At 34.0% G+C, this 24,041-nt stretch carries 25 protein-coding genes; 9 read left to right on the top strand and 16 right to left on the bottom strand.

Annotation, left to right across the window (positions count from 1 at the left end; translation table 11 throughout):
• Positions 1-3 precede the first annotated feature (3 nt).
• The 6 genes from ACODST_RS01005 to ACODST_RS00980 all read right to left on the bottom strand — a co-directional run bounded on the left by ACODST_RS01005 (position 4) and on the right by ACODST_RS00980 (position 5,520).
• Complete coding sequence (locus tag ACODST_RS01005) at positions 4-747, bottom strand: hypothetical protein (RefSeq protein WP_488930250.1); 744 nt, start codon at positions 745-747, stop codon at positions 4-6.
• Positions 748-937: 190 nt separating this feature from the next.
• Complete coding sequence (locus tag ACODST_RS01000) at positions 938-1,189, bottom strand: hypothetical protein (protein ID WP_488930249.1); 252 nt, start codon at positions 1,187-1,189, stop codon at positions 938-940.
• 188 nt (positions 1,190-1,377) lie between these two features.
• A complete protein-coding gene (locus tag ACODST_RS00995) occupies positions 1,378-2,124 on the bottom strand; it encodes a LytR/AlgR family response regulator transcription factor (protein WP_488930248.1) in 747 nt (248 codons plus the stop codon).
• 1 nt (position 2,125) lies between these two features.
• Positions 2,126-3,658, bottom strand: coding sequence for a tetratricopeptide repeat-containing sensor histidine kinase (locus ACODST_RS00990; RefSeq protein ID WP_488930422.1), 1,533 nt, complete (start codon positions 3,656-3,658; stop codon positions 2,126-2,128).
• 276 nt (positions 3,659-3,934) lie between these two features.
• Positions 3,935-4,339: a hypothetical protein gene (locus tag ACODST_RS00985; RefSeq protein WP_488930247.1), complete on the bottom strand. Its 405-nt coding sequence runs from the start codon at positions 4,337-4,339 to the stop codon at positions 3,935-3,937.
• A gap of 218 nt (positions 4,340-4,557) precedes the next feature.
• Positions 4,558-5,520, bottom strand: coding sequence for a helix-turn-helix domain-containing protein (locus ACODST_RS00980; protein ID WP_488930246.1), 963 nt, complete (start codon positions 5,518-5,520; stop codon positions 4,558-4,560).
• A 103-nt stretch (positions 5,521-5,623) separates the two neighbouring features.
• Between ACODST_RS00980 and ACODST_RS00975 the strand changes: the two genes are divergently transcribed.
• Genes ACODST_RS00975 through ACODST_RS00965 form a run of 3 tightly spaced genes read left to right on the top strand, consistent with a single transcriptional unit; the run spans position 5,624 to position 7,606 of the window.
• Positions 5,624-6,367, top strand: a complete 744-nt coding sequence (locus ACODST_RS00975; RefSeq protein WP_488930245.1) for an LA_2272 family surface repeat-containing protein — start codon at positions 5,624-5,626, stop codon at positions 6,365-6,367.
• Positions 6,368-6,370: 3 nt separating this feature from the next.
• A complete protein-coding gene (locus ACODST_RS00970; RefSeq protein WP_488930244.1) occupies positions 6,371-6,988 on the top strand; it encodes a hypothetical protein in 618 nt (205 codons plus the stop codon).
• Positions 6,989-7,003: 15 nt separating this feature from the next.
• Entirely contained in the window at positions 7,004-7,606 is a 603-nt protein-coding gene (locus tag ACODST_RS00965; RefSeq protein WP_488930243.1) for a CDP-alcohol phosphatidyltransferase family protein, read from the top strand.
• 99 nt (positions 7,607-7,705) lie between these two features.
• Here ACODST_RS00965 and ACODST_RS00960 read toward each other — a convergent pair whose 3' ends face one another.
• The 4 genes from ACODST_RS00960 to ACODST_RS00945 form a co-directional block, all read right to left on the bottom strand.
• Positions 7,706-9,850, bottom strand: a complete 2,145-nt coding sequence (locus ACODST_RS00960) for a polyribonucleotide nucleotidyltransferase (RefSeq protein WP_488930242.1) — start codon at positions 9,848-9,850, stop codon at positions 7,706-7,708.
• 169 nt (positions 9,851-10,019) lie between these two features.
• Positions 10,020-10,286 carry a 30S ribosomal protein S15 gene (gene rpsO / locus ACODST_RS00955; protein ID WP_488930241.1) on the bottom strand — a complete coding sequence of 89 codons (267 nt, stop codon included), beginning with the start codon at positions 10,284-10,286 and terminating at the stop codon, positions 10,020-10,022.
• A 170-nt stretch (positions 10,287-10,456) separates the two neighbouring features.
• Positions 10,457-11,164 carry a toxin-antitoxin system YwqK family antitoxin gene (locus ACODST_RS00950; RefSeq protein WP_488930240.1) on the bottom strand — a complete coding sequence of 236 codons (708 nt, stop codon included), beginning with the start codon at positions 11,162-11,164 and terminating at the stop codon, positions 10,457-10,459.
• A gap of 31 nt (positions 11,165-11,195) precedes the next feature.
• On the bottom strand, positions 11,196-11,651 hold the full coding sequence (locus ACODST_RS00945) for a GAF domain-containing protein (RefSeq protein ID WP_488930239.1): 456 nt from the start codon (positions 11,649-11,651) through the stop codon (positions 11,196-11,198).
• 71 nt (positions 11,652-11,722) lie between these two features.
• Between ACODST_RS00945 and xrtF the strand changes: the two genes are divergently transcribed.
• The 6 genes from xrtF (at position 11,723) to ACODST_RS00915 (ending at position 16,481) form a co-directional block, all read left to right on the top strand.
• Complete coding sequence (xrtF, locus tag ACODST_RS00940) at positions 11,723-12,259, top strand: exosortase family protein XrtF (protein ID WP_488930238.1); 537 nt, start codon at positions 11,723-11,725, stop codon at positions 12,257-12,259.
• Positions 12,249-12,695 (top strand): exosortase F system-associated membrane protein, encoded by a 447-nt coding sequence (locus ACODST_RS00935; RefSeq protein ID WP_488930237.1) that lies wholly within the window; start codon positions 12,249-12,251, stop codon positions 12,693-12,695. The genes xrtF and ACODST_RS00935 overlap by 11 nt, the downstream gene beginning before the upstream one ends.
• A gap of 46 nt (positions 12,696-12,741) precedes the next feature.
• Complete coding sequence (locus ACODST_RS00930) at positions 12,742-13,140, top strand: HYC_CC_PP family protein (RefSeq protein WP_488930236.1); 399 nt, start codon at positions 12,742-12,744, stop codon at positions 13,138-13,140.
• Positions 13,141-13,255: 115 nt separating this feature from the next.
• Positions 13,256-15,262 (top strand): TonB-dependent receptor plug domain-containing protein, encoded by a 2,007-nt coding sequence (locus tag ACODST_RS00925; protein ID WP_488930235.1) that lies wholly within the window; start codon positions 13,256-13,258, stop codon positions 15,260-15,262.
• A 69-nt stretch (positions 15,263-15,331) separates the two neighbouring features.
• The gene (locus ACODST_RS00920; protein WP_488930234.1) at positions 15,332-15,676 is read left to right on the top strand and encodes a heavy-metal-associated domain-containing protein; all 345 of its coding nucleotides are present in this window, start codon (positions 15,332-15,334) and stop codon (positions 15,674-15,676) included.
• 124 nt (positions 15,677-15,800) lie between these two features.
• On the top strand, positions 15,801-16,481 hold the full coding sequence (locus tag ACODST_RS00915; protein WP_488930233.1) for a DedA family protein: 681 nt from the start codon (positions 15,801-15,803) through the stop codon (positions 16,479-16,481).
• A gap of 170 nt (positions 16,482-16,651) precedes the next feature.
• Here the strand turns inward: ACODST_RS00915 and rodA are convergent, their stop codons facing one another.
• The 6 genes from rodA to purH all read right to left on the bottom strand — a co-directional run bounded on the left by rodA (position 16,652) and on the right by purH (position 23,931).
• Positions 16,652-17,887, bottom strand: a complete 1,236-nt coding sequence (gene rodA, locus ACODST_RS00910) for a rod shape-determining protein RodA (RefSeq protein WP_488930232.1) — start codon at positions 17,885-17,887, stop codon at positions 16,652-16,654.
• 15 nt (positions 17,888-17,902) lie between these two features.
• Entirely contained in the window at positions 17,903-19,882 is a 1,980-nt protein-coding gene (gene mrdA, locus ACODST_RS00905; RefSeq protein ID WP_488930231.1) for a penicillin-binding protein 2, read from the bottom strand.
• Entirely contained in the window at positions 19,879-20,385 is a 507-nt protein-coding gene (locus tag ACODST_RS00900; protein ID WP_488930230.1) for a rod shape-determining protein MreD, read from the bottom strand. The genes mrdA and ACODST_RS00900 overlap by 4 nt, the downstream gene beginning before the upstream one ends.
• Positions 20,378-21,208 carry a rod shape-determining protein MreC gene (gene mreC, locus ACODST_RS00895; RefSeq protein ID WP_488930229.1) on the bottom strand — a complete coding sequence of 277 codons (831 nt, stop codon included), beginning with the start codon at positions 21,206-21,208 and terminating at the stop codon, positions 20,378-20,380. Before mreC ends, ACODST_RS00900 begins: the two co-directional genes overlap by 8 nt.
• 110 nt (positions 21,209-21,318) lie before the next feature.
• On the bottom strand, positions 21,319-22,347 hold the full coding sequence (locus ACODST_RS00890) for a rod shape-determining protein (protein WP_008466528.1): 1,029 nt from the start codon (positions 22,345-22,347) through the stop codon (positions 21,319-21,321).
• 57 nt (positions 22,348-22,404) lie between these two features.
• Positions 22,405-23,931: a bifunctional phosphoribosylaminoimidazolecarboxamide formyltransferase/IMP cyclohydrolase gene (gene purH / locus ACODST_RS00885; RefSeq protein WP_488930228.1), complete on the bottom strand. Its 1,527-nt coding sequence runs from the start codon at positions 23,929-23,931 to the stop codon at positions 22,405-22,407.
• Positions 23,932-24,041: the final 110 nt, after the last annotated feature.

Genomic DNA, 24,041 nt, shown 5'->3' with positions numbered 1-24,041 from the left:
GTCTTATTTAGTTTGTGTTGAAAGAGAGTTAGCAATATATTTCATCAAATTCTTCATAAATTGATTTAAATTGGTTTTTCGCAGTTCTCTGTTCATTAAATAAAACCCGTTAATTTTTTCTTTCTGATCTGGAAAAATTTTAATAATATCACTTTTTCCTGTTATGAGGTAGATATGGTTTTTAAAGTCAATAAAAAAAGTATTGTTTTCCTTATAGGTATAATAAACGCCGCTTTCAGAAACTTTTTTTAATTGGTTTTTATGATGTTTTATATAAAAAACGAGATCAGAAACGGTTTTGGTCTCTTCATAATATCCGGTTGTGAATTCCGGAACAGCGTCATTTCTTCTGTCGATTTTTACAAAAAAAATGTCACCAATAGAAAATGATTCAACTTTGCTTTGGAGAAGGTTTATACCTATGTTTTCAGATTCTCCGTCGGGATTTAAAACTAAAAGATCTCTGAAAGTATCGTATTTTAGTTTTAGATCGTAATAATTCTGTCCATCGTAAGTGAGTTTTCCCGGTTCGTATGAATTAATGAAATACAAATGATTGTTTTCGATCGTTCTGTACGGATTGGTGTGTGGTGTACCGATATTGATTTCAAGATTGTTTTTTCCTATAATTTTGTCAAACCAATTATAGATCGAAATGTCATTGCTAGTCTGACTATGAAGCGTGTAAATGTTTAAGAATAATCCAAATAAAATAAGGATAATAAACTTTTTTTGGTAATTTTTCAAAGGATTTAATGGTATTTGATGATTGATTAGGTGGATTTCAAATTTATTAAAAAAACGTTACAAACAAAACGGATGTTTGTTAAAATGTGATAAAAACCTGTTTTTTGTATAAGAAAAAACCCTAATTCATGATAATGATTAGGGTTTTTAACGAAATGAGTGACCTAAGTTTAGGATTGTAAGTAAATTTTTAATCATGGAAATCTTCATCATCATCCAGAATTTCGTCGAATATCTTTTTTAACGATCTGATATAAACCGGAAAGGCAATAGCAAGCAGCAGGTACTCTATTCTTAAAACCGTTACATCGTCTAATATTTTATATAAACTCGGAATGATAATGGCAAGAGAAACGGCTACGCCTAGCCAGGGATTGCTTTTTAGTTTTTTTATAAAGGGCAGAAATTTCATTTCGGGTTCTCTCGTTAGGACTGTTTTCATCTATACATACTTTTATTAGTGCTGTAAAAATAATTTCGTTTTAAGCCCTTGATAATGAAAATGTCACGAAAGCTCGTTTTTATGTCATGAAGTCTGCAAATAGATTCTCATTTTAAGACTTTTATCTAAAAACAAAATCCTCTTGAAAGAAAGAGGATTTAAAAGAGTGGATATATTGTTTTAAGTCTTTACGAAAGAATGTTCATTTTTTTTATAAAGTCTTTATAGGTATCACTTAAATTGATTTTATGATTACCTTTTAGAATTATAAGGTTATCGGCCAGAATTATTTCCTCGATCTGGTCAATATTTACTACCGTATTACGGTGGGTTTTTATGAACTTATTTTTATCCAGTAATTCACTGATTTTAGTCAAAGAAATCAGAATAACAAACTTTTCTTTTTCGGTGATGATGTTACAGTAACGTTCCTCTACTTCAATATAAAGAATGTCTTTAAGAGCCACTTTCTTTAGCGAATTTTTCTTTTTTATAAACAAGGAATCGTTACTGATTACCGTGTTTTGTTCTTCGCTGAGAAAGACATTGGTTTGTTCGTAGAATTTTTCAACGGCCATTTCAATGGCATACAAAATTTCCAGCTCATTAAAAGGTTTCATTAAAAAGCTGAAAGGCCTGGTGAGTTTGGCCCGTTCAAAAATCTGCCGGTCCTGAGAACTGGTCAGGAAAACAAAAGGTTTTGAGGCATGCGGAATGATATTAATAGATTCGGCAAAAGTTATTCCATCGGGTTTGCCTTCCAGAAATACATCAATAATAATAACATCCACAGAGGTTTCGTAAAAAAGTTTCAGGGCTTCTGTGTAAGTAGCTGCAATTCCTGCTACATTATAATTGTTTTGAAGTAATACTTTTGAAAGAGCTTCACTCTGTTCCGGAGTATCTTCTATGATTAAAACATTAATACTGTCCATTTCATTTTGCTTTAGGTAAGGTTAATATCATCTTGGTTCCTTCGTTAAGCTCACTTTCTATAGTAAACGTTCCGTCATTTTTTCGAATCATCTGCTTGCATAACTGCAAGCCCAGACCGGTGCCAATAATTTCTGAATTGCCTTTTTTAGCCAGTAATTCACCTTCCTGCAACAGTTCTTCAATAGTGTTTTTACTCATTCCAATTCCGTTATCCTGAATAACTACCTGGCAGAAATCAGAATCAACTTCTTGGGCTGAAAAGCTTATCTGCCCGTTTTCTTTCGAAAATTTTATGGCGTTGTCTAATAAATTTCTAAAAACAATTTTTAAGGAATCAAGATCGACAAATAAAAAAATGCTTTTTGAAACCAGATTTTCGAATGTTATGGATTTGTCCTGTAACAAAGGTTTGTAATTATATTCGATTTGCTGGATGACAGAATATAAATGGACTGATTCTTTATGAAAATACAACTGTTTGGTCTGCAGTAAGGCCCAGTGTAATAAATTATCTAATAAGCTGTAAGCTCCGTTTGCAATCCCGCTGTTTTGAACAACTAAATGATGTAATTCATCATAATTTTTAGTTTCCAGAGTGGCAGATAATTTAGCATTACTAGTCTTTAAGGCATTTACAGATGAACGTAAATCATGGCTTACAATCGAAAATAGCTGATCTTTTGTGGCATTGAGTTCGTCGAGTTTATTTTTCTGGCGCAATATGGTTTTACCATTTTTTACTTTTTGCGCATATAAGTAGACGCCTCCTGTTAAAATTAATAACAAACCGATGGCGGAGAAAAACAAAGCGTTCCGCTGAGTGTTTTTTAATTTGTTTTCTACTTCAAGTACTTTTATTTGTTTTTGTTTTTGTGCTACGGCAAATTTCTTTTCAAAATCAGCAACCGCCCAGATCTTATTTTGGTTATTTAAAGAGTCTTTCCATTGGTCAGATTCTTTTCGGTATTCTAGTGCTTTTTTATAATTGCCTCGATTTTCTTCGACAACAGCCATATTTAATGAAGTGTCCCATTTTTTACTAAAATCATTAACTTTTTTAGATAATTGGTATGATTTTTCAAAATAAGGAATTGCTTTATCATCTTTATATTGCAGATAATAAAGGTTGGCAATATTCATGTATAAATAGATAAGTTCTGTATTATCGCTTTCTTTTTCTTGGAGTTCTTTACTCTTAAAAAGATATTCTTCTGCTTTTTTAAAATCATTGAGATGTAAATAACAAACACCGATATCCTGATAAATAATACTAGTTTTAAAACCTTGTTTGAAGGTTGTTGGAAATTTTTCTATTTTATTAAAATAGTCAATTGCCTTTTTAAATTCTTTTAATTCCAGCGAAATTTCACCTAAAGTTTTGTTTACCAAAGGATAAAAAATAAATTTTTTTGAGATTAAGCTTAACTCTGATCTGGCCTCTTTGAAAAGCTTTTTTTTGTGAAAACTAAATCCTCTGAAATAATGGCAATAATCATTTAATTCTTTGTTATTACTTGTACTCAAATGTTTCATTGAATGGACTAAAGATGAGTCCCAATTATTTGCTTCAAAATAGCGTTGAGCTTCCTTAAAGTTTATTTCATCTTTAAATATACTAGTTTTTTTTTTGCTTTCAGAAATTAAAATAGTATTTACAGTTTGATTTTGTGAAAAAAAATTTACAGAATAGAAAGAAAGCAATATAAAAATAGAAAAAGTAATTTTGTTCATACTTTTAAATATTGATGTAAAAAACATCATTTCTATTTAAAGTAAATGATGTTTTCTGTGGTTTTCTATCAATAAAAATTATTCACCTACTCCCGTTCTGGTTCCTCTGGAAGTTTCAGGATCAACGTTTCTTAAGTAAGAAACAACCTCTGTTATTTTAGTTACGTCGGTTGAATAATAATCGATTTCAATATACCAGACATCACAAGTTTCAGGTGTATCTTCAGTATAATCGTAATCAAAGAAAATCTCAAGTGAAGTGTCCTGCAATGTAGGTACAGAAACAATTGGATTTTGAGTGAATTCTGAGTTTATGTACAGTGTTGTTCTGATTTTTAATGTAGGAACTCCTCCTGCACTAATAAAACTTTCTACCGAAACTAAGGGAGGAAGAGGGTGTTGTAGGTGTGTTGTGTCTACAAAAGTAAATGCGTCTGAATTAATTCTTGTGTTCTGGATAACTTTGTAACGTGATAAGTCCATGATAAGGTTTTTAGGGTTAATAATTTTATTTTTGGAGGTCTAAAGATATTCGTTTTCTTTAAAAAAATGTAAGTTTTGTCGTGTTTTTTTTAATTTTTTACATTTTCTTCATGAAACGGGATAAAATATTAAGATTACGATCCAGTTTAAACGAAAAAACCGGGCTCAAAAAGAACGCAGGCTTTTATCTGTGAATTGAAACTATATTGCGGCAGGGTTTAAAAAAGTAAATCGACTTGGGAGTTCAGCCTTTCCATATAATAATCTATTTTTCGGATTGCTCTGTTAAAGAACAGATTTTGTTCTTTAATACCGGACTGGCCAAGAGGTTTGGAATTTATAATTTGCTGCTTAAAAAACTGATGTACATTTTTGCAGCTTTCTTCATTATTAGTAATAAAATAGCCTAAAAGTGTATAAGGAATAAACATGGTTAGTTTTTCATCGGTTTCAATAAGCATATTATTATTTAATAAAATAAGCTCGTTGTAGTAAATGGCAAAGTTAGTATCAGGATGGCTGCATTTTTCCTGAATCAGGACAATGATTCTTTTTAGATCTACGCAAAGGGCATTGGCACTTTTTAAACTCAAAAGTCCCGCCTCATAAAAATACAGAATCTGCTGTAAACTGCTGTTTATGGTAGTATCATTCCATACTTCGTTTACAATTGTGTTTTCGTAGATTTTTTTCAGCTTTTGCATGTATTCTGTAAAAGATTCATCGATTACAAAATTTTCAAATGATACTTTCTTTTGATTAGAATTTAAAAGATTAAGCCATACAAAAGCTTTAAATTTTGATAAAATAGTGCCATCCATAAAATAGAACAGCGGAATGTCTTTGGCAGAATAGAATAATTTAGTTTTCTTATTTTTTGTTAACACTTCAATGTTTTCAGCAGAGGATTTGAAATACTGAAGCATATCTTTTAAGTTTTCAATTTCGATTGTTTTTTCCACAATCACCTTTTCATTATTAGAAAATAAATTATCTAATGAAATGTTGAAATGGCTGGCCAGTTTGACTGTCTCATCTATAGAAAACTTACTCTTCCCTGAAATTCGTCGATACGAAGCATCGTAGCTGATTTCTAAAACACCGGCAATTTCGTCAATCAGAGAAATTGACTGCGGAATCTTCTGTTTAATTGCTTTTAAAAATAATTCTTGCGATTTCATGTTTTGCGATAATCGCAAATTTAAGAAAAAGATTTATTGGTTTACACAAATTCAACTGCGATAAATGCAATAGGTTTGTCCTGTAACTTTAAAATAATGATTTATGAAAACATCAGTTTTAGTAATGCTAAGTTTTGTTTTTGGATGTTCTTACGGTCAGAATGCCGCCCTTGCTGAAAATGATTCTGTCATGTTGCATTCGCAAATTTTCAGTCTTTCCCCAATGTCTAAAAATGTAGATAAAGTAAACGGATTGGTTTTTGGGGTAGGGCATGTTGAAAATAAACATGTTGCAAATCAAACTATTAATGGTATAAATGCAGAAATTAACCCTGCGCCGGTTGTTGGAGCATTTATGGCTTTTATGTCATTAGTTTATCTGCCAGAGATTATTAAGAATAATAAAAAATCGGATAGTATAAAAAGTACTGAAGATTACTATAGGGTTAAGAATATGAATTACTCCCCTCATTTAAAATTAAATGGTTTAAATGTTAGTTCAGGATGTTTTTTTACTACTACCAGCATGAATGGGGTAAATATTTCTGCGGGAAATAAATTTAATGATTTTAACGGCCTTTCGCTTACGGTTTTAGGAACAATTGCGGATCATCAAAACGGCCTTTCTGCTGGGATTTATAATGCTAATAATAATTTGACAGGTTTAACAGTTGGAATTTATAATCAATCCTATCAATTAAGCGGACTGCATCTGGGGATTTTTAATCAAACCAGAATGAATAAAGGTGTGCAGATAGGTGTTTTGAATAAATCAAACTCTAAGGGTTTTCAATTGGGGCTTTGGAATATAAATAATAAAAGGTCTATGCCTTTTTTAAATTGGTAAATCATGAGAAGATATTTAATACTGTTGATTCTTATGTTTTCAGAATTTGCACTTGCTCAAAATCAATCTCAAAATTCATCTGATGATTACGAGAGGGTTTATGTTGAAGCTGGTTTTGTACAGCCAATTGGTAAACTTTCTAATAAATTTGATTTATCGCCTTCATTTGGATTTTGGTTTAGAAATAAACTGAATCGGGAAGATTTTGTAGATTTTGGATTTAATTTTTTTGTACCAAAAGATCCTGTAAATGTCAATTTTAAATATCGGGATTCAATTGTGCAATACAAATCAAGTCATTTTGCGATAAACATAGGGACGCGTTTTTCAAAAGTTATTCCGTTATCTCAACGAAAAACAGATTTTAATTTAGAATGGAATTCCGGAATTGGTTTGGCTTTAAACTTTTATAATGCTCCAAGAGAATTAGAATTTGGAGACGGAGAACACACAAAAGAAGTTTTGACTACATTTTATCTTTCGCAGGGAATTAAGCTGAATTATAGAAATACCGGACTGCAATGTCATTATCAATGGTCGCCCTATGGTCTTTTTAATGATCAGGTTGAAAAGAATTTTGGTTCCCAAAGTCTGATGTTTGGAATTGTTTACCGACAATAAATTAATATTATAAAAATGAAAAAAGTTCCTCTATTACTTATTAGTATTCGATTATTGCTGGGTTTTGTAATGATTTTAATTGCGAATAGCAATTTTGTTTATGTTAGAATGATTTTAGTGTCATTAATGATATTGGGGTTATTAACTGATATTTTTGATGGTATTATTGCCCGGAAAGTTGGTGTGTCATCAGAAAAGTTGCGTAGAATGGATAGTCAGGTTGATTTGGTTTTCTGGCTCTGTGCAGGCTGGTGTGCCTGGTTATTAAATCCGGAGATTGTTATGGATTATAAATATGCTATTATTTCAATTTTTATAATGGAAGGTCTAACGTATGTTTTTAGTTTTCTGAAATTTGGAAAAGAAACCTGTACTCATGCGATTTTATCTAAATTATGGGGGATAACATTGCTTGCCGCCTTTGTTTCTATGATTGGTTTTGGTCACGCTGGGATTCCTTTTTTTCTTGCAGTATTTTTTGGGATAATAGGTCATATTGATGTTTATCTGATCGTTTATTTTTTGCCTAAATGGACACATGATGTTCCTAGTTCTTATCATGCTTATTTAATTCGGGAAGGTAAATCAATCAGGAGGCACAAATGGTTTAATGGATAAATTAAACTAAAATCTGAAGGGAATAAAACTTAAAAACCCCGGTTCAAATACATGAATCGGGGTTTTCTATGAATAAACCTTTAGTAAACTAAGATCTGATTACTCTTTTTTCTCCTCACGCGGAGGTCTTGGAACAAGTGCTTTTTTAGACACTTTTTCTTTTTTAGTTTTAGGATCAATTCCTAAGTATTTCACCTGGAAAATATCTCCCATTTTAACCACGTCAGCAACATTTTCAGTACGTTCCCAGGCTAATTCAGATACGTGAAGCAATACTTCGTTTCCTGGTGCGGCAGTATATTCTACTACAGCTCCAAAATCCAGCATCTTGATTACTTTTACTTCGTAAGCCTCTCCCATTTGCGGCTTGAAAGTTAAAGCGTCAATTTTAGCCAATACAGCTTTGATACCGTCAGGGTCAGTTCCTAAGATTTCAACGATACCCTGCTCGTCTACTTCGTTAATAACAATAGTAGTTCCTGTAGCTTTTTGTAATTCCTGAATTACTTTTCCTCCAGGTCCGATTAAAGCGCCAATAAAGTTGCCAGGAATAGTTCTGGTAATGATTTTTGGTGCATGAGCTTTAACGTCTTCTCTTGGAGCAGCAATTGTTTCAGTTAATTTTCCTAAAATATGTAAACGTCCGTCACGAGCCTGAGCTAAGGCTTGTTCCATGATATCATAACGTAATCCTTCGATTTTGATATCCATTTGGCAGGCTGTAATTCCATCAGCAGTTCCGGTTACTTTAAAGTCCATATCTCCTAAGTGATCTTCGTCACCTAAAATATCAGACAATACAGCAAATTTCTCTCCGTCAGTAATTAATCCCATAGCAATACCAGAAACTGGTTTTACCATTTGAACTCCGGCATCCATAAGCGCCATTGTTCCGGCACAAACAGTTGCCATAGAAGAAGAACCGTTAGATTCTAAAACTTCAGAAACCACACGGATAGTGTAAGGACAATCTGCAGGAATCATATTTTTTAAAGCTCTTTGAGCTAAGTTACCGTGACCAACTTCTCTTCTTGAAGTTCCTCTTAATGGTTTTGCTTCACCAGTAGAGAAAGGAGGGAAGTTATAGTGTAAGTAGAATTTTTCTTCACCTTGCTCAGATGGAGAATCGATTTGGTTTGCTTCTCTTGATGTTCCAAGAGTTACAGTTGCCAAAGCCTGAGTTTCTCCACGTGTAAATAAAGAAGAACCGTGTACAGATGGTAAATAATCAGTTTCACACCAGATTGGTCTGATTTCTGTAGTTTTTCTACCGTCCAGACGAATTCCTTTTTCAAGAATTACGTTACGAACCGCTTCTTTGTTGGTTTTGTAGAAATATTTTCCAACTAAACCGGCAAGATCTGCATTTTCAGCATATTCTTCTTCTGTAAATAAAGCTTTTGCTTCTTCTTTTACAGCAGCGAATTTCTCACCTCTTTCAGCTTTTCCTGACGCTTCCTGAGCAATGGCATAACATTTATCGTAAGCAGCAGTTTTTACTTTTGCGTAAACAGCCTCGTCTTCAACTTCACCTTCGTAAGTTCTGTATTCCTGAGAGTTTAATTTTGCTCTTAATTTTTGCTGTGCTTCAATTTGAACTTTAATTGCTTCATGTGCGAATTTAATAGCTTCGATCATTTCAGCTTCAGAGATTTCTTTCATCTCTCCTTCAACCATGGCAACAGAATCTAAAGAAGCTCCAATCATCATGTCGATGTCTGAGTTTTCTAATTCAGCTCTGCTTGGGTTGATTACTAATTTTCCGTCGATACGTGCAACACGTACTTCAGAAATTAAGTTGTAAAATGGAATGTCAGAAACGGCTAATGCAGCAGAAGCTGCTAAACCTGCTAATGCATCCGGCATAACATTCTCGTCATGAGACATCAACTGAATCATAACCTGAGTTTCTGCATGGTAATCGTCTGGGAAAAGCGGACGTAAAACACGGTCTACTAATCTCATTGTTAAGATTTCGCTGTCACTTGGTCTTGCTTCTCTTTTAAAGAAACCTCCGGGAAAGCGTCCTGCAGCTGCAAATTTTTCACGGTAATCTACTGTTAAAGGTAAAAAATCAACACCTGGGTTAGATGTTCTTGCAGATACTGCAGTTGCTAACAACATACAGTTTCCTTGTCTTACAACAACTGAACCATCAGCTTGTTTGGCTAGTTTGCCTGTTTCGATTGAGATGCTTCTTCCATCTCCCAAATCGATAATTTCTTGTGAAACTTGTGGAATCATAAATTTTTCCTTTTTGATTATACAATGGGTTTTAGTTGTGTTGTAGTTGTTGTTGTGTGTAGTTGTTGTTATCTAAAACCCAATGAAAAACCAAACTTTTTTTCTTGTAATAGTATGCGTGTAATGTAAAAACAAAAAGAGGCACTTTCGCACCTCTTTTCTATATTGATTATTTTCTGATATTCAATACTTTGATAATCTCACGATATCTGTTGATATCTTTCTTTTTCAGGTAATCCAACAAAGCTCTTCTTTTACCTACTAATAGTACAAGAGAACGCTCAGTGTTGTAATCGTGACGATTTCTTTTTAAGTGCTCAGTTAGGTGAGCGATTCTGTAAGTGAACAAAGCGATTTGTCCTTCTGCACTTCCTGTGTTTGTTGCACCACCGTGTTGTGCAAAAATTTCTTCTTTCTTTTCTTTAGTTAAATACATTCCAATATTATTTAATGATTTTTATGTATGTCATACAACTTTTGTAAGACGGGTGCAAAATTAGATTAAAAAAACAGAAAAATCAAAAAAAAATAAAAGAATCTGAAAATAAGCCCGTAAGGAATTCTTTTTTGATGATTTGAAGACTTTTTTTGACTTAAAGTGTTTAATTACAACTGTTTTTTATTTTCCTTTAAGGATCTTTTACCCGTTTGTTTTTCGGCTAAAGAAGAATAGGAGAATTTTACATTATTATCATCTATGCTGAACCCCGAAATTAAAACTCCTTTATCATAATTATCAGTAAATGAAATTTTACGGATTTTGTCATTTCCCTGCCAGACACCTTGTTTTAAGCCATTCTTGAGTTCTCCTTTTTGAGTTATAAATCCTTCCGTTTCTTCATATTCACCATTCCCATCCGTTATGGTCTGGTTTTTATTTTCATCCCAGGCATTAAGAATCAGTGTTTGAGATTTTTTAGTCTTTAAATCCCAGCTGTTTTGTTTTTCCGATTTTTTACTCTGATTTTCGTACCAGTTAATTTCTTTACCGGACTTATGGTCATCAGCATAATTTACAACCGCTTCTTTTGCTCCGTTTTTGTAATAATAAATAAACTCTCCGTCTTTCTTAAGGATATCCCGGTCTAAAGTGGCTCCAGTCATTTTCTTTCTCCCGTTCTTATAAAAATCGGTTACCACGTAACGAACGCTTTTTTGGGAATAATTGGTTATTACTCTGGTATAAGCGTAATTTTCGGGGGTTGTTTCACGGTACAATGAGTCAAGAAAAATTTTTTTCGAGACCAAATTAATTTGTGCAGAGAGACCGGTAGAAATTATAAGAAAAGATAATATGAGAATGCTGTTTTTCATTCAGGCCTTTTTTGTACTAAAAATAAGATTTTTAGAATAATCCGGCAACTTCCTGATTAACAAATTCAAGGAATCTTTCGTCAGCTTCTGTAAACGGATCAATTACGTGGCTGTCTATATCGATTTGGCCAATATTGATACCGTTAACAAATAAAGGCACTACAATTTCAGATTTTACGGTTAAACTGCAGGCGATATAGTTATCCTGAGCTTTTACGTCGGGCACTACAAAATTAGCATTACTTTCGGCAACCTGGCCGCAGATTCCTTTTCCAAACGGAATAACCGTATGATCTGTTTCAGCTCCTACATAAGGACCTAAGTGAAGGGTTTTGTTTTCGTGATTAGCAAAGTAAAAACCTACCCAGTTATAATAGTCTACGTTCTCGTGTAATAATTGGCAGACTGCCAATAGTTTTTCGTCTCTAACTTTATTGTTATCAGCTACTATAGCGCTTATTTTTGGTTCTAATTCCTGAAATGTCATGATTTGAAAATTTTATACAAAAGTATCTAAAGCTAAACTCAAAAAATACATAAATTTGAAAAAAAAATCTGTTGAGAAAATATTTAACCCAATTCAGACCGTTTTTAATTTTTATAGGGACATTTTTTGCAGTATATATTGCTTTAACGCTGTTATATAAATATTATTTGAACAGTTTTACTGCGAATGAAGTAGATGGATTAACCAATGTTGTAGGTCTGAACGTGGAGCAGTTGCTTAAAATTTTCCATTATGATATCAGCATTCAGAAGAATATTTCAAGTCCATGGCTCGATGTACGGTTTGAGGGAAAATATCCCATTCGTATTATAGAAGGCTGTAATGCGGTGAGTGTTGTTATTTTGTTTGTTTCTTTTATAGCAGCATTTTCCGGAAAAATTAAAGTTACAATTTTGTATATATTGTCCGGAATTGTCCTGATCTATATTCTGAATGTTTTGCGAATTGCTTTGTTGACGATTCTTTTGTTTCATTTCCCTGAGAACACGCACTTTTTGCATGGCGTTCTTTTTCCGTTAATAATATACGGGACTGTTTTTATTTTATGGGTGATCTGGGTCAGTAAATTTTCTAAATATGCCAAGTAGAATAAAAGAACAAAAAACAAAAATCTTTATTTCTGTATTGGTTATCATCTGCTTTGGATTGATAAGGGCATTTGAAAACAGTTTGTTTTATGATCCCTTCCTGATGTATTTTGATTCCGATTTTAATAATCTGCCGCTGCCGGAATACGATACAGTGCGGTTGTTTTTAAGTCTGCTTTTCCGGTATTTTTTAAATACGGTTTTATCGCTTATATTGATTTATAATCTTTTTAGAGATAAAGGCATGGTGGCTTTCAGTTCGTTTTTGTATCTGTTTTTTTTAGTTTTTCTTTTGGGGATGTTTTTTATAATTACAGATTATTTTTCTGAAAACAGCTGGCTTTTATTTTACGTCCGCCGATTTATTATTCAGCCTCTTTTTGTACTGCTTTTTATTCCCGCGTTTTATTATCAGCTTCAGAGTTTGAAAAAATAACATTTTATTAGATTTTTATTCAGGTCTTTTTAGATACTTTTGCAGTATGAGTTTAAAGAAATGCACCGTATTGTTTTTGGCCGTCCTGCTGTTGGTTTCCAACATTGGGTTTGCTTTTGATGTGCATTATTGCGGAGGAAAAATTGCTTCTGTTTCTTTAAATACTTCTGTTTCGGCATCAACTGAAAAAAAATGCTGCGGTGTTAAGGAAGGAAAAGACTCCTGCTGCAAGGACAAAGTGGTACATCTCGAAAAAAAATCAGATGATGCCACATTTAAGGTTTTCTTTTTTCAGCTGGCATTTCCTGCGGTAATTCAGGAATACAAACCTATGGTGTTTTTGTCTGTTCCAAATTTCAAAAACAATCAGGTTATTTCGTACTATTCAGATGCGAATGCGCCCCCCTTATTCAAATTATACAATCAATACATTTTTTATTACTGATTTTAATGTTTAGAATCAAGCCTTTTTTTATGGCTTGTAATGAACTGTTTGTATTTCCTGATCTGTTGGGAAATAATGAAACAGAAATTTCTAAATAACATTAAAGTCTTTTTTTATGCAAAAAAATATCATGCTGTTTGTGATGTTTTTGCTTTCGGTTTCTGTGTTTTCACAGGAAGATTTAGAGGAAGTGAAAATTACAAAAAAGCAAAAAGGAATTAAAAAATCCTATACCCTTACTTCAAATACATCATTAATTACCAGTAAAGAACTTTTAAAAGCGGCCTGCTGTAACCTGGCTGAAAGCTTTGAAACAAATCCGTCAATTGACGTGAATTTTTCGGATGCTTTAACCGGAACAAAACAGATTAAAATGCTCGGGCTGACCAGTCCGTATTTAATGATTACGGAAGAAAATATTCCTTCTGTACGGGGAGCTTCGCAGGCTTACGGACTATCATTTACGCCCGGAACCTGGATAGAAAGTGTTCAGATTACCAAAGGAGCGGGTAGTGTAGTGAATGGTTATGAAAGTATTTCAGGACAAATTAATACAGAGCTTTTAAAACCGCTAAACGACATTCCGTTTTTCCTCAATGCTTATGGTTCTACCGATTCAAGATTTGAACTGAATACTCATTTTAATAAGAAACTGTCCGATAAATGGGCGACAAGTTTGTTTGTTCATGGCAATGCCCGGGTAGCTAAAAACGATATGAATGATGATGGTTTTCTGGATAATCCGTTGGGAAAACAAGTTAATGTTTTAAACCGTTATCAGTATTATGATGCCGAGAGCGGTTTGGTGAGTTTTATTAATTTCAGGTATATGAATGATAAAAAACAAACGGGAGAGCTTGATTTTGATAAAGATCGTGACCGCGGTACTACAAATCACTGGGGTTCAGAAATTAATACAGAACGTTTTGATGTTTCGACTAAAATTGGGTATGTATTCCCGGATATGCCTTTTCAGAGCATTGGTTTTCAAAATGCTTTTAACAGCCATAAACAGGATTCTTATTTTGGTTTAAACCAGTACGACATTAAGCAGAATAGTTTTTATTCGAATTTAATTTTCAATTCGATTATCAATAATACCATGCATAAATTTACCACGGGACTGAATTTTGCATACGACCAGTATCAGGAGTTTGTAAATGTTACCGATTACAGCCGAATTGACAACTCGGTTGGAGCTTTCTTCGAATATACCTACGACAATACCGATAATTTTAGTCTGATTCTGGGCGGAAGGGTTGATAATCATAATCGTTTAGGTGTTTTTGTAACGCCTCGTCTGCACATGCGTTACAATCCGTGGAAAAATGGGGTAATTCGTTTTTCTGCCGGAAGAGGAAAACGTTCTGCCAATATTTTTGCCGAGAATCAGCAGCTTTTTGCCAGTTCCAGAACATTTAGTATTTTGGATAATAGCGGGAAAATTTATGGATTAAATCCGGAAATTGCCTGGAATTACGGACTTAGTTTTTCGCAAAAGTTCCGGCTTTTTAATAAAAATGCCGAGGCCGGATTTGATCTTTACCGAACCGATTTTCAAAATCAGGCGGTAGTCGATATTATGCAGAGTCCTCAGGAAGTTTTGTTTTATAATTTAAAAGGAAGTTCGTTTGCCAACAGTCTGCAGGTTGAATTTAATTATGAATTAATTCATAACCTGAATCTAAGAACTGCTTATAAGTATTATGATATCCAGACAGATTATCTGAGAGGAACTTTCCAGCGTCCGCTTCAGGCTAAACACCGTTTTCTGGGGAATTTAGAATACGAAACCAGTCTTAATGATACTAAACAATGGAAATTTGATTACACCTTTAACTGGTCGGGAAAACAGCAGCTGCCCTATACGGCTTCCAATCCTGAAGAAGATCAGTTTCCTGACTTTTCACCATCTTATGTAGTTATGAATGCACAGGTTACACGAGTTTTTTCGCCTGTTTTTGAGGTGTATATAGGGGGAGAAAACATAGGGAATTATAAACAGCAGAAAGCTATTTTAGGGGCCGATAATCCGTTTGGACCCAATTTTGATGCTTCGGTGGCCTATGCGCCTATTTTTGGACAGATGTATTATGCGGGGCTCCGGTTTAAAATAAAATAGATGTTCGATAACAATATCAATATCAATATCAATATCAATAATAAATTTATAACACTAAATAATAGACAAATGAAAAACTTGATTTTAATTGCCGTGATTTCTTTTTTCGGATTTTCGGCCCAGGCACAGACTAAGAAAAATAAAAATTTAAAATACACTACCGAAGTAAATGGTAATTGTGAGCAGTGTAAAAAACGTATTGAAAAAGCAGCTTACGGAGTGCCGGGGGTAAAAACAGCATCGTGGGATATCAGTTCCCATCAACTGGCGGTCATTTTAAACGAAGAGAAGTCTTCAACGAAAGATTTAAATGCGGCTATTGCAAAAGCAGGCCATGATACAAAAGAGATCAAAGCAACAGATGCTGATTATGAAAATCTGCATTCCTGCTGTAAGTACGAAAGAGAAAAATAATTTTACAGCCCGGTTATCCGGGCTTTTTCAATTAGTTAATTTATCTTTAAAATATTCCATTTAATTGTGGTTAAGGCAAATTATTGTTAATTTCACCAACTTATAAATATAACCAAATTCATTTATGACTAATTTTGATTGGACTCAGTTAATAAACCCTGAATTTTATATAACTTTAAGTATCGGAGGTTTTGAAATTGGGTTGTTTATTGTTCTGTTTATTGTTTTTGCAGAAACAGGACTTTTCGCAGGTTTTTTTCTGCCGGGAGACAGTTTGCTTTTTCTAGCAGGTATTTACAGCCGCGATCTGATTCAAAATGTAGTTTATATTCCGGGTGATTTTATAAATGTGTTTCTGCTTTCTACGGCCGTTGCCATTATGGGGGTTTTAGGAAATATGACCGGATATTGGTTTGGGGCAAAAAGCGGTTATTATTTGTTTAAAAAAGAAGATACTTTCTGGTTTAAGAAAAAATACCTTTTACAGTCTAAAGATTTCTTCGAAAAATATGGAGGTAAAGCTATTATCTATGCCCGTTTCCTTCCAATCTTCAGAACATTTGCTCCGATTATTGCAGGAATAGTTTCTATGGATAAAAAGAAATTTATGTTCTATAATATTTTAAGTTCTTTTTTATGGTCGTTTATTCTAATCTTTGCCGGACATTACCTTTATGGGGTTTTCTTGCAGAAAGGAATCGATTTGAAAGAACATATTGAATACATTATCATTATTATCATTATCATTTCTACATTCCCGGTTTTATTAAAGCTTTTAAAAAAGAGACCACACGAACAGATATAAAATTTAAAAGATATAAAATAAAAAAGTCCGAAGTATTTAATAAACTTCGGACTTTTTTTATAATGACAGAGGAATTAAACTGCAATGTGCTAAAGATTAACTTCTGATTATAATCGATAATAAAGTTTGAATTTGGATTTTGGAATTTCAATTTTTTTAATATTCCCTTCTTACCATTCGTTTACCTTATTGGCATCCATTTTTAAGAAGATAAACAATAAAATAGTGAATCCCCATAATCCTGAGCCTCCGTAAGAAAAGAAAGGCAGAGGAACTCCAATTGTTGGAAATATACCAATAACCATGGCGATATTTACAAAGAAGTGAATAAAGAGAATTCCTGCAACGCAATAGCCGTAAACCCTGCTGAATTTAGTCTTTTGTCTTTCGGCTAAATAAATGACTCTTAAGAACAACCCGGTAAAGAGTAGAATAACAACCAGAGAGCCTGCAAATCCCCATTCTTCACCAACGGTTGTAAAAATATAATCGGTATGCTGTTCAGGAACGAATCCTCCTTTGGTTTGTGTTCCTTCCAGAAATCCTTTTCCAACCCATCCTCCGGATCCGATAGCAATTTCAGATTGATTCGTGTTATAGCCAATACCTTTCATATCGACCGTTTTTCCTAAAAGAATATTAAAACGGTCTCTGTGGTGCTGCTTGAAAACATTGTCGAATACATAATCTACTGAAAATACAAAACCAGAAATAAGAACCAGTAAAATAGCACTTAAGATGATATTTCGGTCAACTGCTCTTCCTTTAAAATGTATGATCATCAGCACCCCTAATGAAATTAAAATAACCACATAAGGCTCTAAGACCAGTGTTAGTACAAATAATAAAATGGTGATGAAGCCGGTCCAGACATACCACGAAGGAAGTCCTTCTCTAAATAAAACGAGAATAAAAACGCTGTAAATTAAGGCGCTTCCGGGATCGGGCTGTGGTAAAATAAGCATTACCGGAAGAAATACGATGGCAAGAGCCTGTAACTGCCTGTTGGTTTCTTTTAGGTTAATTTGTGTGTCACTTAAATATTTCGCCAGTGCTAATGAGGTAGCTGCCTTTGCAAATTCCGAAGGCTGTAATGTAAAACTTCCAATGGCATACCAGCATCGCTGGCCGGCAATGGTTTTTCCAAATAAAAACAAACCTGCCAGAGACAGTAATGCGGCGACAAAAATTATACTGGCGTATTTTTCATAAAACTTTCCGTCAACAAAAAGCACAACAAAAATTAACGGAATGGTGCATCCAATAAAGATTAATTGTTTTTGATACGTTCCATCAGTGGATAATAACGATGATGAGTAAATATTCAGCCACCCTAATACTACCAGCGCAATGTAGATAAAGACACTTATCCAGTCTATATTATTTTTTACACTTTGATTTTTCATTTGAAATAATCTTTGTTAGTTTTTTTTAGTAGTGTCTACCGCTGTTTTTTTAACTTCAGTTTTTGGTGCCGCTGTAACGGGAACGGGTATTTTTGGTTTTATGATTTTTGCCTGTAAAACAGAATCTTTTGGTACTGATTCGATTTTGCTTGCTTCATTTATTCCGCCTAGTTTCGCATATTCAGCAACTAAACTCTTGTTTAGTACTCTTGTTTCTAAGTCTGTTCTTGTGATTTTGTTTCTTAGATATTTCTCGATCATTAAACTCGCAATCGGACCTGCAACTGTTGCTCCAAAACCTCCATTTTCAATCATAATTGCAATTGCAATTTTGGGATTGTCTTTTGGTGCGAAAGCGACGAAAATAGAGTGGTCTTTAAGTTGTGTTCTTTTGCCATTAATTTTGGCAAAGTTTTCGGCAGTACCTGTTTTACCGCAAATATCAATTCCGTTTACTCTAAGAGCATAAGCTGTACCTTTGTTATATACATCAAATAATCCGCTGATAACTGGTGGGAAATATTTCTGATCAATAGTAGTTACGTGTTTTGTTGTAAACTTAGCATCAATTTTTTCGTCCTCAATTTTCTTGATAATATGAGGGGTGTAATAATACCCTTGATTGGCAACAGTGGCCATCATATTGGCCAGCTGAATAGGAGTCATTAAGACTTCACCCTGTCCAATTGCGTTAGATACAATGGTCGAGCTTCTCCATCCTCCGTTAGGATAAATTCTTTTATAAGTTTTAGAAGTTGGAATGTTTCCTCTTTTTCCGGTTGGTAAATCATATCCCATAAACTGTCCTAAACCGAAACTTTTCACATGACTGCTCCAAACATCAACAGCTTGTCCAGGATCTTTATATTTGTTAATAGTTAACATATAGGCTTGTCCGAAATAAGTGTTACAGGAATTGTAAATTCCGTTATGCAGTTGATGTGGCCCAAAACCGTGACATTTCATGAAACGGCCTCCGCCATAACTAAAACCATGATGGCACATAAAAGTGGTTTGTTCGTTTACAACTCCTTCCTGAAGTGCAACCAGACCGGTTAAAATTTTAAATGGAGAACCAGGAGGATACTCTGCTAAAAGACCTCTATCATACAATGGTTTTGCGATAGAATCATTATATAACAGCGTATAGTTTTTAGATCTTTGTCTTCCTACTAAAATTCCGGGATCGTAAGATGGAGCGGTAACAAGTGCTAAAATTTCGCCTGTTTTTGGTTCAATCGCAACGATTCCACCTCTTTTGTTGATCATTAATTCCTCGCCATATTTTTGAAGTGCAGCATCAATCGTTAAAGTGATATCTTCTCCGGCAACGGCAATCGTATCATATTTCCCTTCTTTATAAGAGCCAATTTCTCTATTGTATTTGTCTTTTTGAATGTATTTAACGCCTTTAATACCTCGCAATATTTCTTCATAACTCTCTTCTACACCTTGTCTTCCAATTAAATCTCCACTGTTATAGTAAGGATTTTTTGCAATCTGGCCTTCATTTACTTGTGTAATAGAACCAAAAATATTGGCGCCATAATCTACTTCATAATCACGAAGAGATCTTTTTTGGAAATAAAAACCATCATATTTTCTGATTTTCTCCTGAAAAGCAGCAAATTCATTCTTATTCAATTGCGATAAAAACACAGATGGAAGTCTTGGACTGTATACTTTTGCTTTTTCAATACGCTTATGATAATCTTCAGGAGTAATGTTTAGAAGTGCGCAGAATTCTGCAATGTTTAAATCTTTTTTTACCTCCCTTGGAATAACCATGATATCATAAGAAGCCTGATTGGCAACGAGAAGTTTCCCGTGTCTATCATAGATGTAGCCCCTTTCAGGATAGTCATAAACTTTTTTTATCGCATTACTTTCTGATTTCAGTTTAAAGGAATCGTCAATAATCTGCAGATAAAATATCCGAATCACTAGCAAAGATGCTGCAATAATAATTAAAGAGGGCAGCAGAACTTTTCTCATCGTTTATTGGGCTTAATAATATAGATTATTATAATTGAAGTGATTATAGTAAAAATGGTACTAAAGAGTGTCCTTAGTAAAACATCTATTATGAACTTAAACTGAAAAGCTTCCAGTGTAAAGAGTACAATATGATGTAACAGAACAGATACTAATATAAATGAGAACCGCTCAGGTGTTAAAGATTCATTTAGTTTAATGGTCTGGTATTCATAACTCAATCCAAACGAAAATTTAAAAATATACGGTCGGTAGTAGGAGAGTATTACACAGGCCGTAGCATGAATTCCTCCCGAATTACAAAACATATCCATGACCAGTCCAAGTAAAAAACTCGAAATTATTAATCCGGTTCGGTTGCTGTTTACCGGATATAAAATAATAAACAAAATGTACGGAAAAGGACTTATGTAGCCTAAAAAATTCATGTTGTTAAAAATAACCACCTGAATTGCCAGCAGCATAATAAATCGAAAAATATTTACCAACAAAGCGCTACTCATCTTTTTCTTTGCTTTTGTTTTCTAAATTAATAAGTTCTTCTCTGTCTTTACTTTTGATAATGTATACATGTCCCAGATTCGTCATGTCGTTAAACAACTTAACCTTGATAACATAAAAACTGGTGTTTTCTTTTTTGTATATCACATCTACTGTTCCGATATTAATACCTTCCGGGAAAATTACCGATTGTCCTCCGGTAACAATAGTGTCGCCTTTTCGGATAGAAGCTAGTCTTGGAACATCTTCCAGCTGAACAAATCCGGTACTTTTTCCGTCCCAGGTTAAGGAACCAAAATGATTTGATTTTTTGATTTTAGCGTTAATGTGGGACTTCATATTCAAAATACTCACAACGGTAGAGTAGTTTGCAGAAGTGTTGTCTACAACTCCAATAATTCCTAAACTGTTAATAACCCCCATGTCCTGCTTAACACCTTCATTTTTTCCTGAATTAAGGGTGATGTAGTTTTCGTGAGTATTGTAAGAGTTGTGAATTACTTTTGAAACGATAATATCAGCAGGTTTAACACCTTTGATACTGTCCGGCAGTGGTGCTTTGGTAGTGTCTTGTTTATTAAATAAAAGACTTTTTAACCTTGCGTTTTCAAGTACAAGCTCGTCATTTTCTGCTCTTAAATTCAAGTACTCATTTACGTGGTTGATTCTTTCGTAAACGCCACCGCTTAAAAAATTGGCAGAGCTTATTATTCTGCTTCTGTGGTAGGAATGTGATTGAATGGTGAGCGTCAACGAAATACCTAAAAGCAGCAAAAACAGCAATCGATTACTGTTTCTTATAATGAAATTAAAAATTTGCTGCATTTCTTGTCTGGTTATTTTGTTTCAGGATATGCTTTAAGGTTTCAAATTTTATTAAGGCCAAATTACAGAATCCGGCCTTAATAAAAGTATAATGATTGTTATTTTTGATCTTACTTGATTAAGATGCTTTTAAATTTCGCGATGTTTTTAAGGGCCATTCCGGTTCCTCTAACAACTGCTCTTAACGGATCTTCGGCAATATAAACCGGTAAATCTGTTTTTTGAGAAATACGTTTGTCAAGACCTCTTAACATAGATCCTCCACCGGCTAAATAGATACCGGTATTGTAAATATCGGCAGCTAATTCAGGAGGAGTCTGCGATAATGTCTCCATAACAGCATCTTCAATACGCTGAATCGATTTGTCTAAAGCTTTTGCAATTTCACGGTAAGAAACATCTACCTGTTTTGGTTTACCGGTAAGTAAGTCTCTACCCTGAACCGACATATCTTCTGGCGGCCCGTCTAAATCTTCAATAGCCGCTCCAATTTGAATTTTAATTTTTTCAGCAGTACTTTCTCCAACAAAAAGGTTGTGCTGTGTACGCATGTAATATACAATGTCATTGGTGAAAACGTCACCTGCAATTTTTACAGATTTGTCACATACAATACCACCTAATGCAATAACGGCAATTTCTGTTGTACCCCCTCCAATATCAACAATCATATTTCCTTTTGGCTGCATGATATCGATTCCAATACCAATTGCTGCTGCCATAGGCTCGTGAATCAGGTAAACTTCTTTTCCGTTTACTCTTTCACAAGATTCTTTTACCGCTCTCATCTCCACCTCAGTAATACCGGAAGGAATACATACTACCATACGCAGGGCAGGAGTAAACATTCTTTTTTTCAATGCAGGGATACTTTTAATGAACATATTGATCATTTTTTCCGAAGCATCAAAATCGGCAATTACACCATCTTTTAACGGCCTTATGGTCTTGATGTTTTCATGCGTTTTACCTTGCATCATGTTGGCTTCTTTACCAACAGCAATGATTTTGCCTGATACTCTGTCACGTGCTACAATAGACGGACTATCAATAACAACTTTATCATTATGAATGATTAAAGTGTTTGCGGTTCCAAGGTCTATCGCAATATCCTCGGTCATGAAATCAAAAAATCCCATAAGTTTTTTAGGGGTTTAAAATGTTATAAAATTATTTATCGAACAAAGTTAAACAAATTAATGTTTAAAATGACGTGTTCCTGTAAATACCATTGCAAGATTATTTTCATTGCAATAATTTATGCTTAATTCGTCTTTTATTGAACCTCCCGGCTGAATTACAGCGGTTATTCCTGCTTTTTTAGCTAATTCTACACAGTCAGGAAACGGGAAAAACGCATCGCTTGCCATTGAAGCGCCGTTTAAATCAAATCCAAAAGCTTTTGCTTTGTCAACAGCCTGAATTAAAGCGTCGACTCTTGAAGTCTGACCTGTACCGGATGAAATCAATGTTCCGTTCTTAGCGAATACGATTGTGTTTGATTTTGTATTCTTGCAGATTTTAGAAGCAAAGATTAAATCTTCGATCTCCTGAGCAGTAGGTTCTGTAATGGTAACGGTTTTTAAATGCTCTTTATTATCCGTAATATTATTTCTGTCCTGAATTAACAAACCATTAAGACAAGTTCTTACCTGACGGGATGGTAATTCAACTTCATTCTGAACTAAAATAATTCTGTTTTTCTTCTCTTGTAAAATGGTAACAGCCTCATCATCATAAGCCGGAGCGATCACTACTTCGCAGAATAACTTATTGATTTCCTGTGCTGTTTCTACATCAATTTTAGTGTTTGAAATTAAAACACCTCCAAACGCTGAAGTAGGATCGCAGGCCAAAGCCGCTAAATAAGCCTCACTGATTGTTTTTCTGGATGCTAAACCACAGGCATTGTTGTGTTTTAGAATGGCAAATGTTGGTCCGTCAGTTTTGAACTCCGCAATTAAGTTAACTGCAGCATCAACATCTAATAAGTTGTTGTATGATAATTCTTTTCCGTGAACTTTTTTAAACATAGCGTCAAAATCTCCAAAGAAAAATCCTTTTTGGTGTGGGTTTTCTCCGTATCTTAAAACTTGTCCGTCTGCTATACTTTCTTTGTAGATCGTTTCATCTGTATTGAAATAGTTGAAAATAGCGCCATCGTAATGAGAAGAAACATGGAACGCTTTTGAAGCAAATAATCTTCTGTTTTCAAGAGTTGTACTTCCGTTTTGTTCTGTAATGATGTCTAAAAGTAAGCTGTATTCGTTAACTGAAGCCACAATTACAGTGTCTTTGAAATTTTTTGCACCAGCACGAATTAATGAAATTCCGCCAATATCAATTTTTTCAATAATATCTTGTTCGCCTGCTCCTGAAGCAACTGTTTTTTCAAAAGGATACAAATCCACAATTACTAAATCAATTTGAGGAATGTCAAATTCTTTCATTTGCTGAACATCACTCTCGTTGTCCTGACGATTTAAAATCCCGCCAAAAATTTTCGGGTGTAACGTTTTTACTCTTCCGCCAAGAATTTCAGGGAAAGAGGTGATGTCTTCAACAGGAACTACCGGAATTCCAAGGTTTTTAATGAAATCCTGAGTTCCTCCGGTTGAGTAAAGTGTTACGTTTTGCTCGTGTAATTTTCTAACGATTGGCTCCAATCCATCTTTCGAAAAAACAGATATTAACGCTGATTGTATTTTTTTAGTTGTGCTCATTGTGTAGTTATGATTTTCAGACTGCAAAAGTAGTTTTTTTATATATTATTTTAAAAGATTTTAGTGTAACATTCTCTTAAAAAAAACTACTGATGAGTAAGTTAACTTTT

It is taken from the genome of Flavobacterium sp. FG19 (assembly GCF_057809475.1).
The sequence above is the reverse complement of the archived record's forward strand: the minus strand, read 5'-3'. Positions and strand labels throughout refer to the sequence as shown.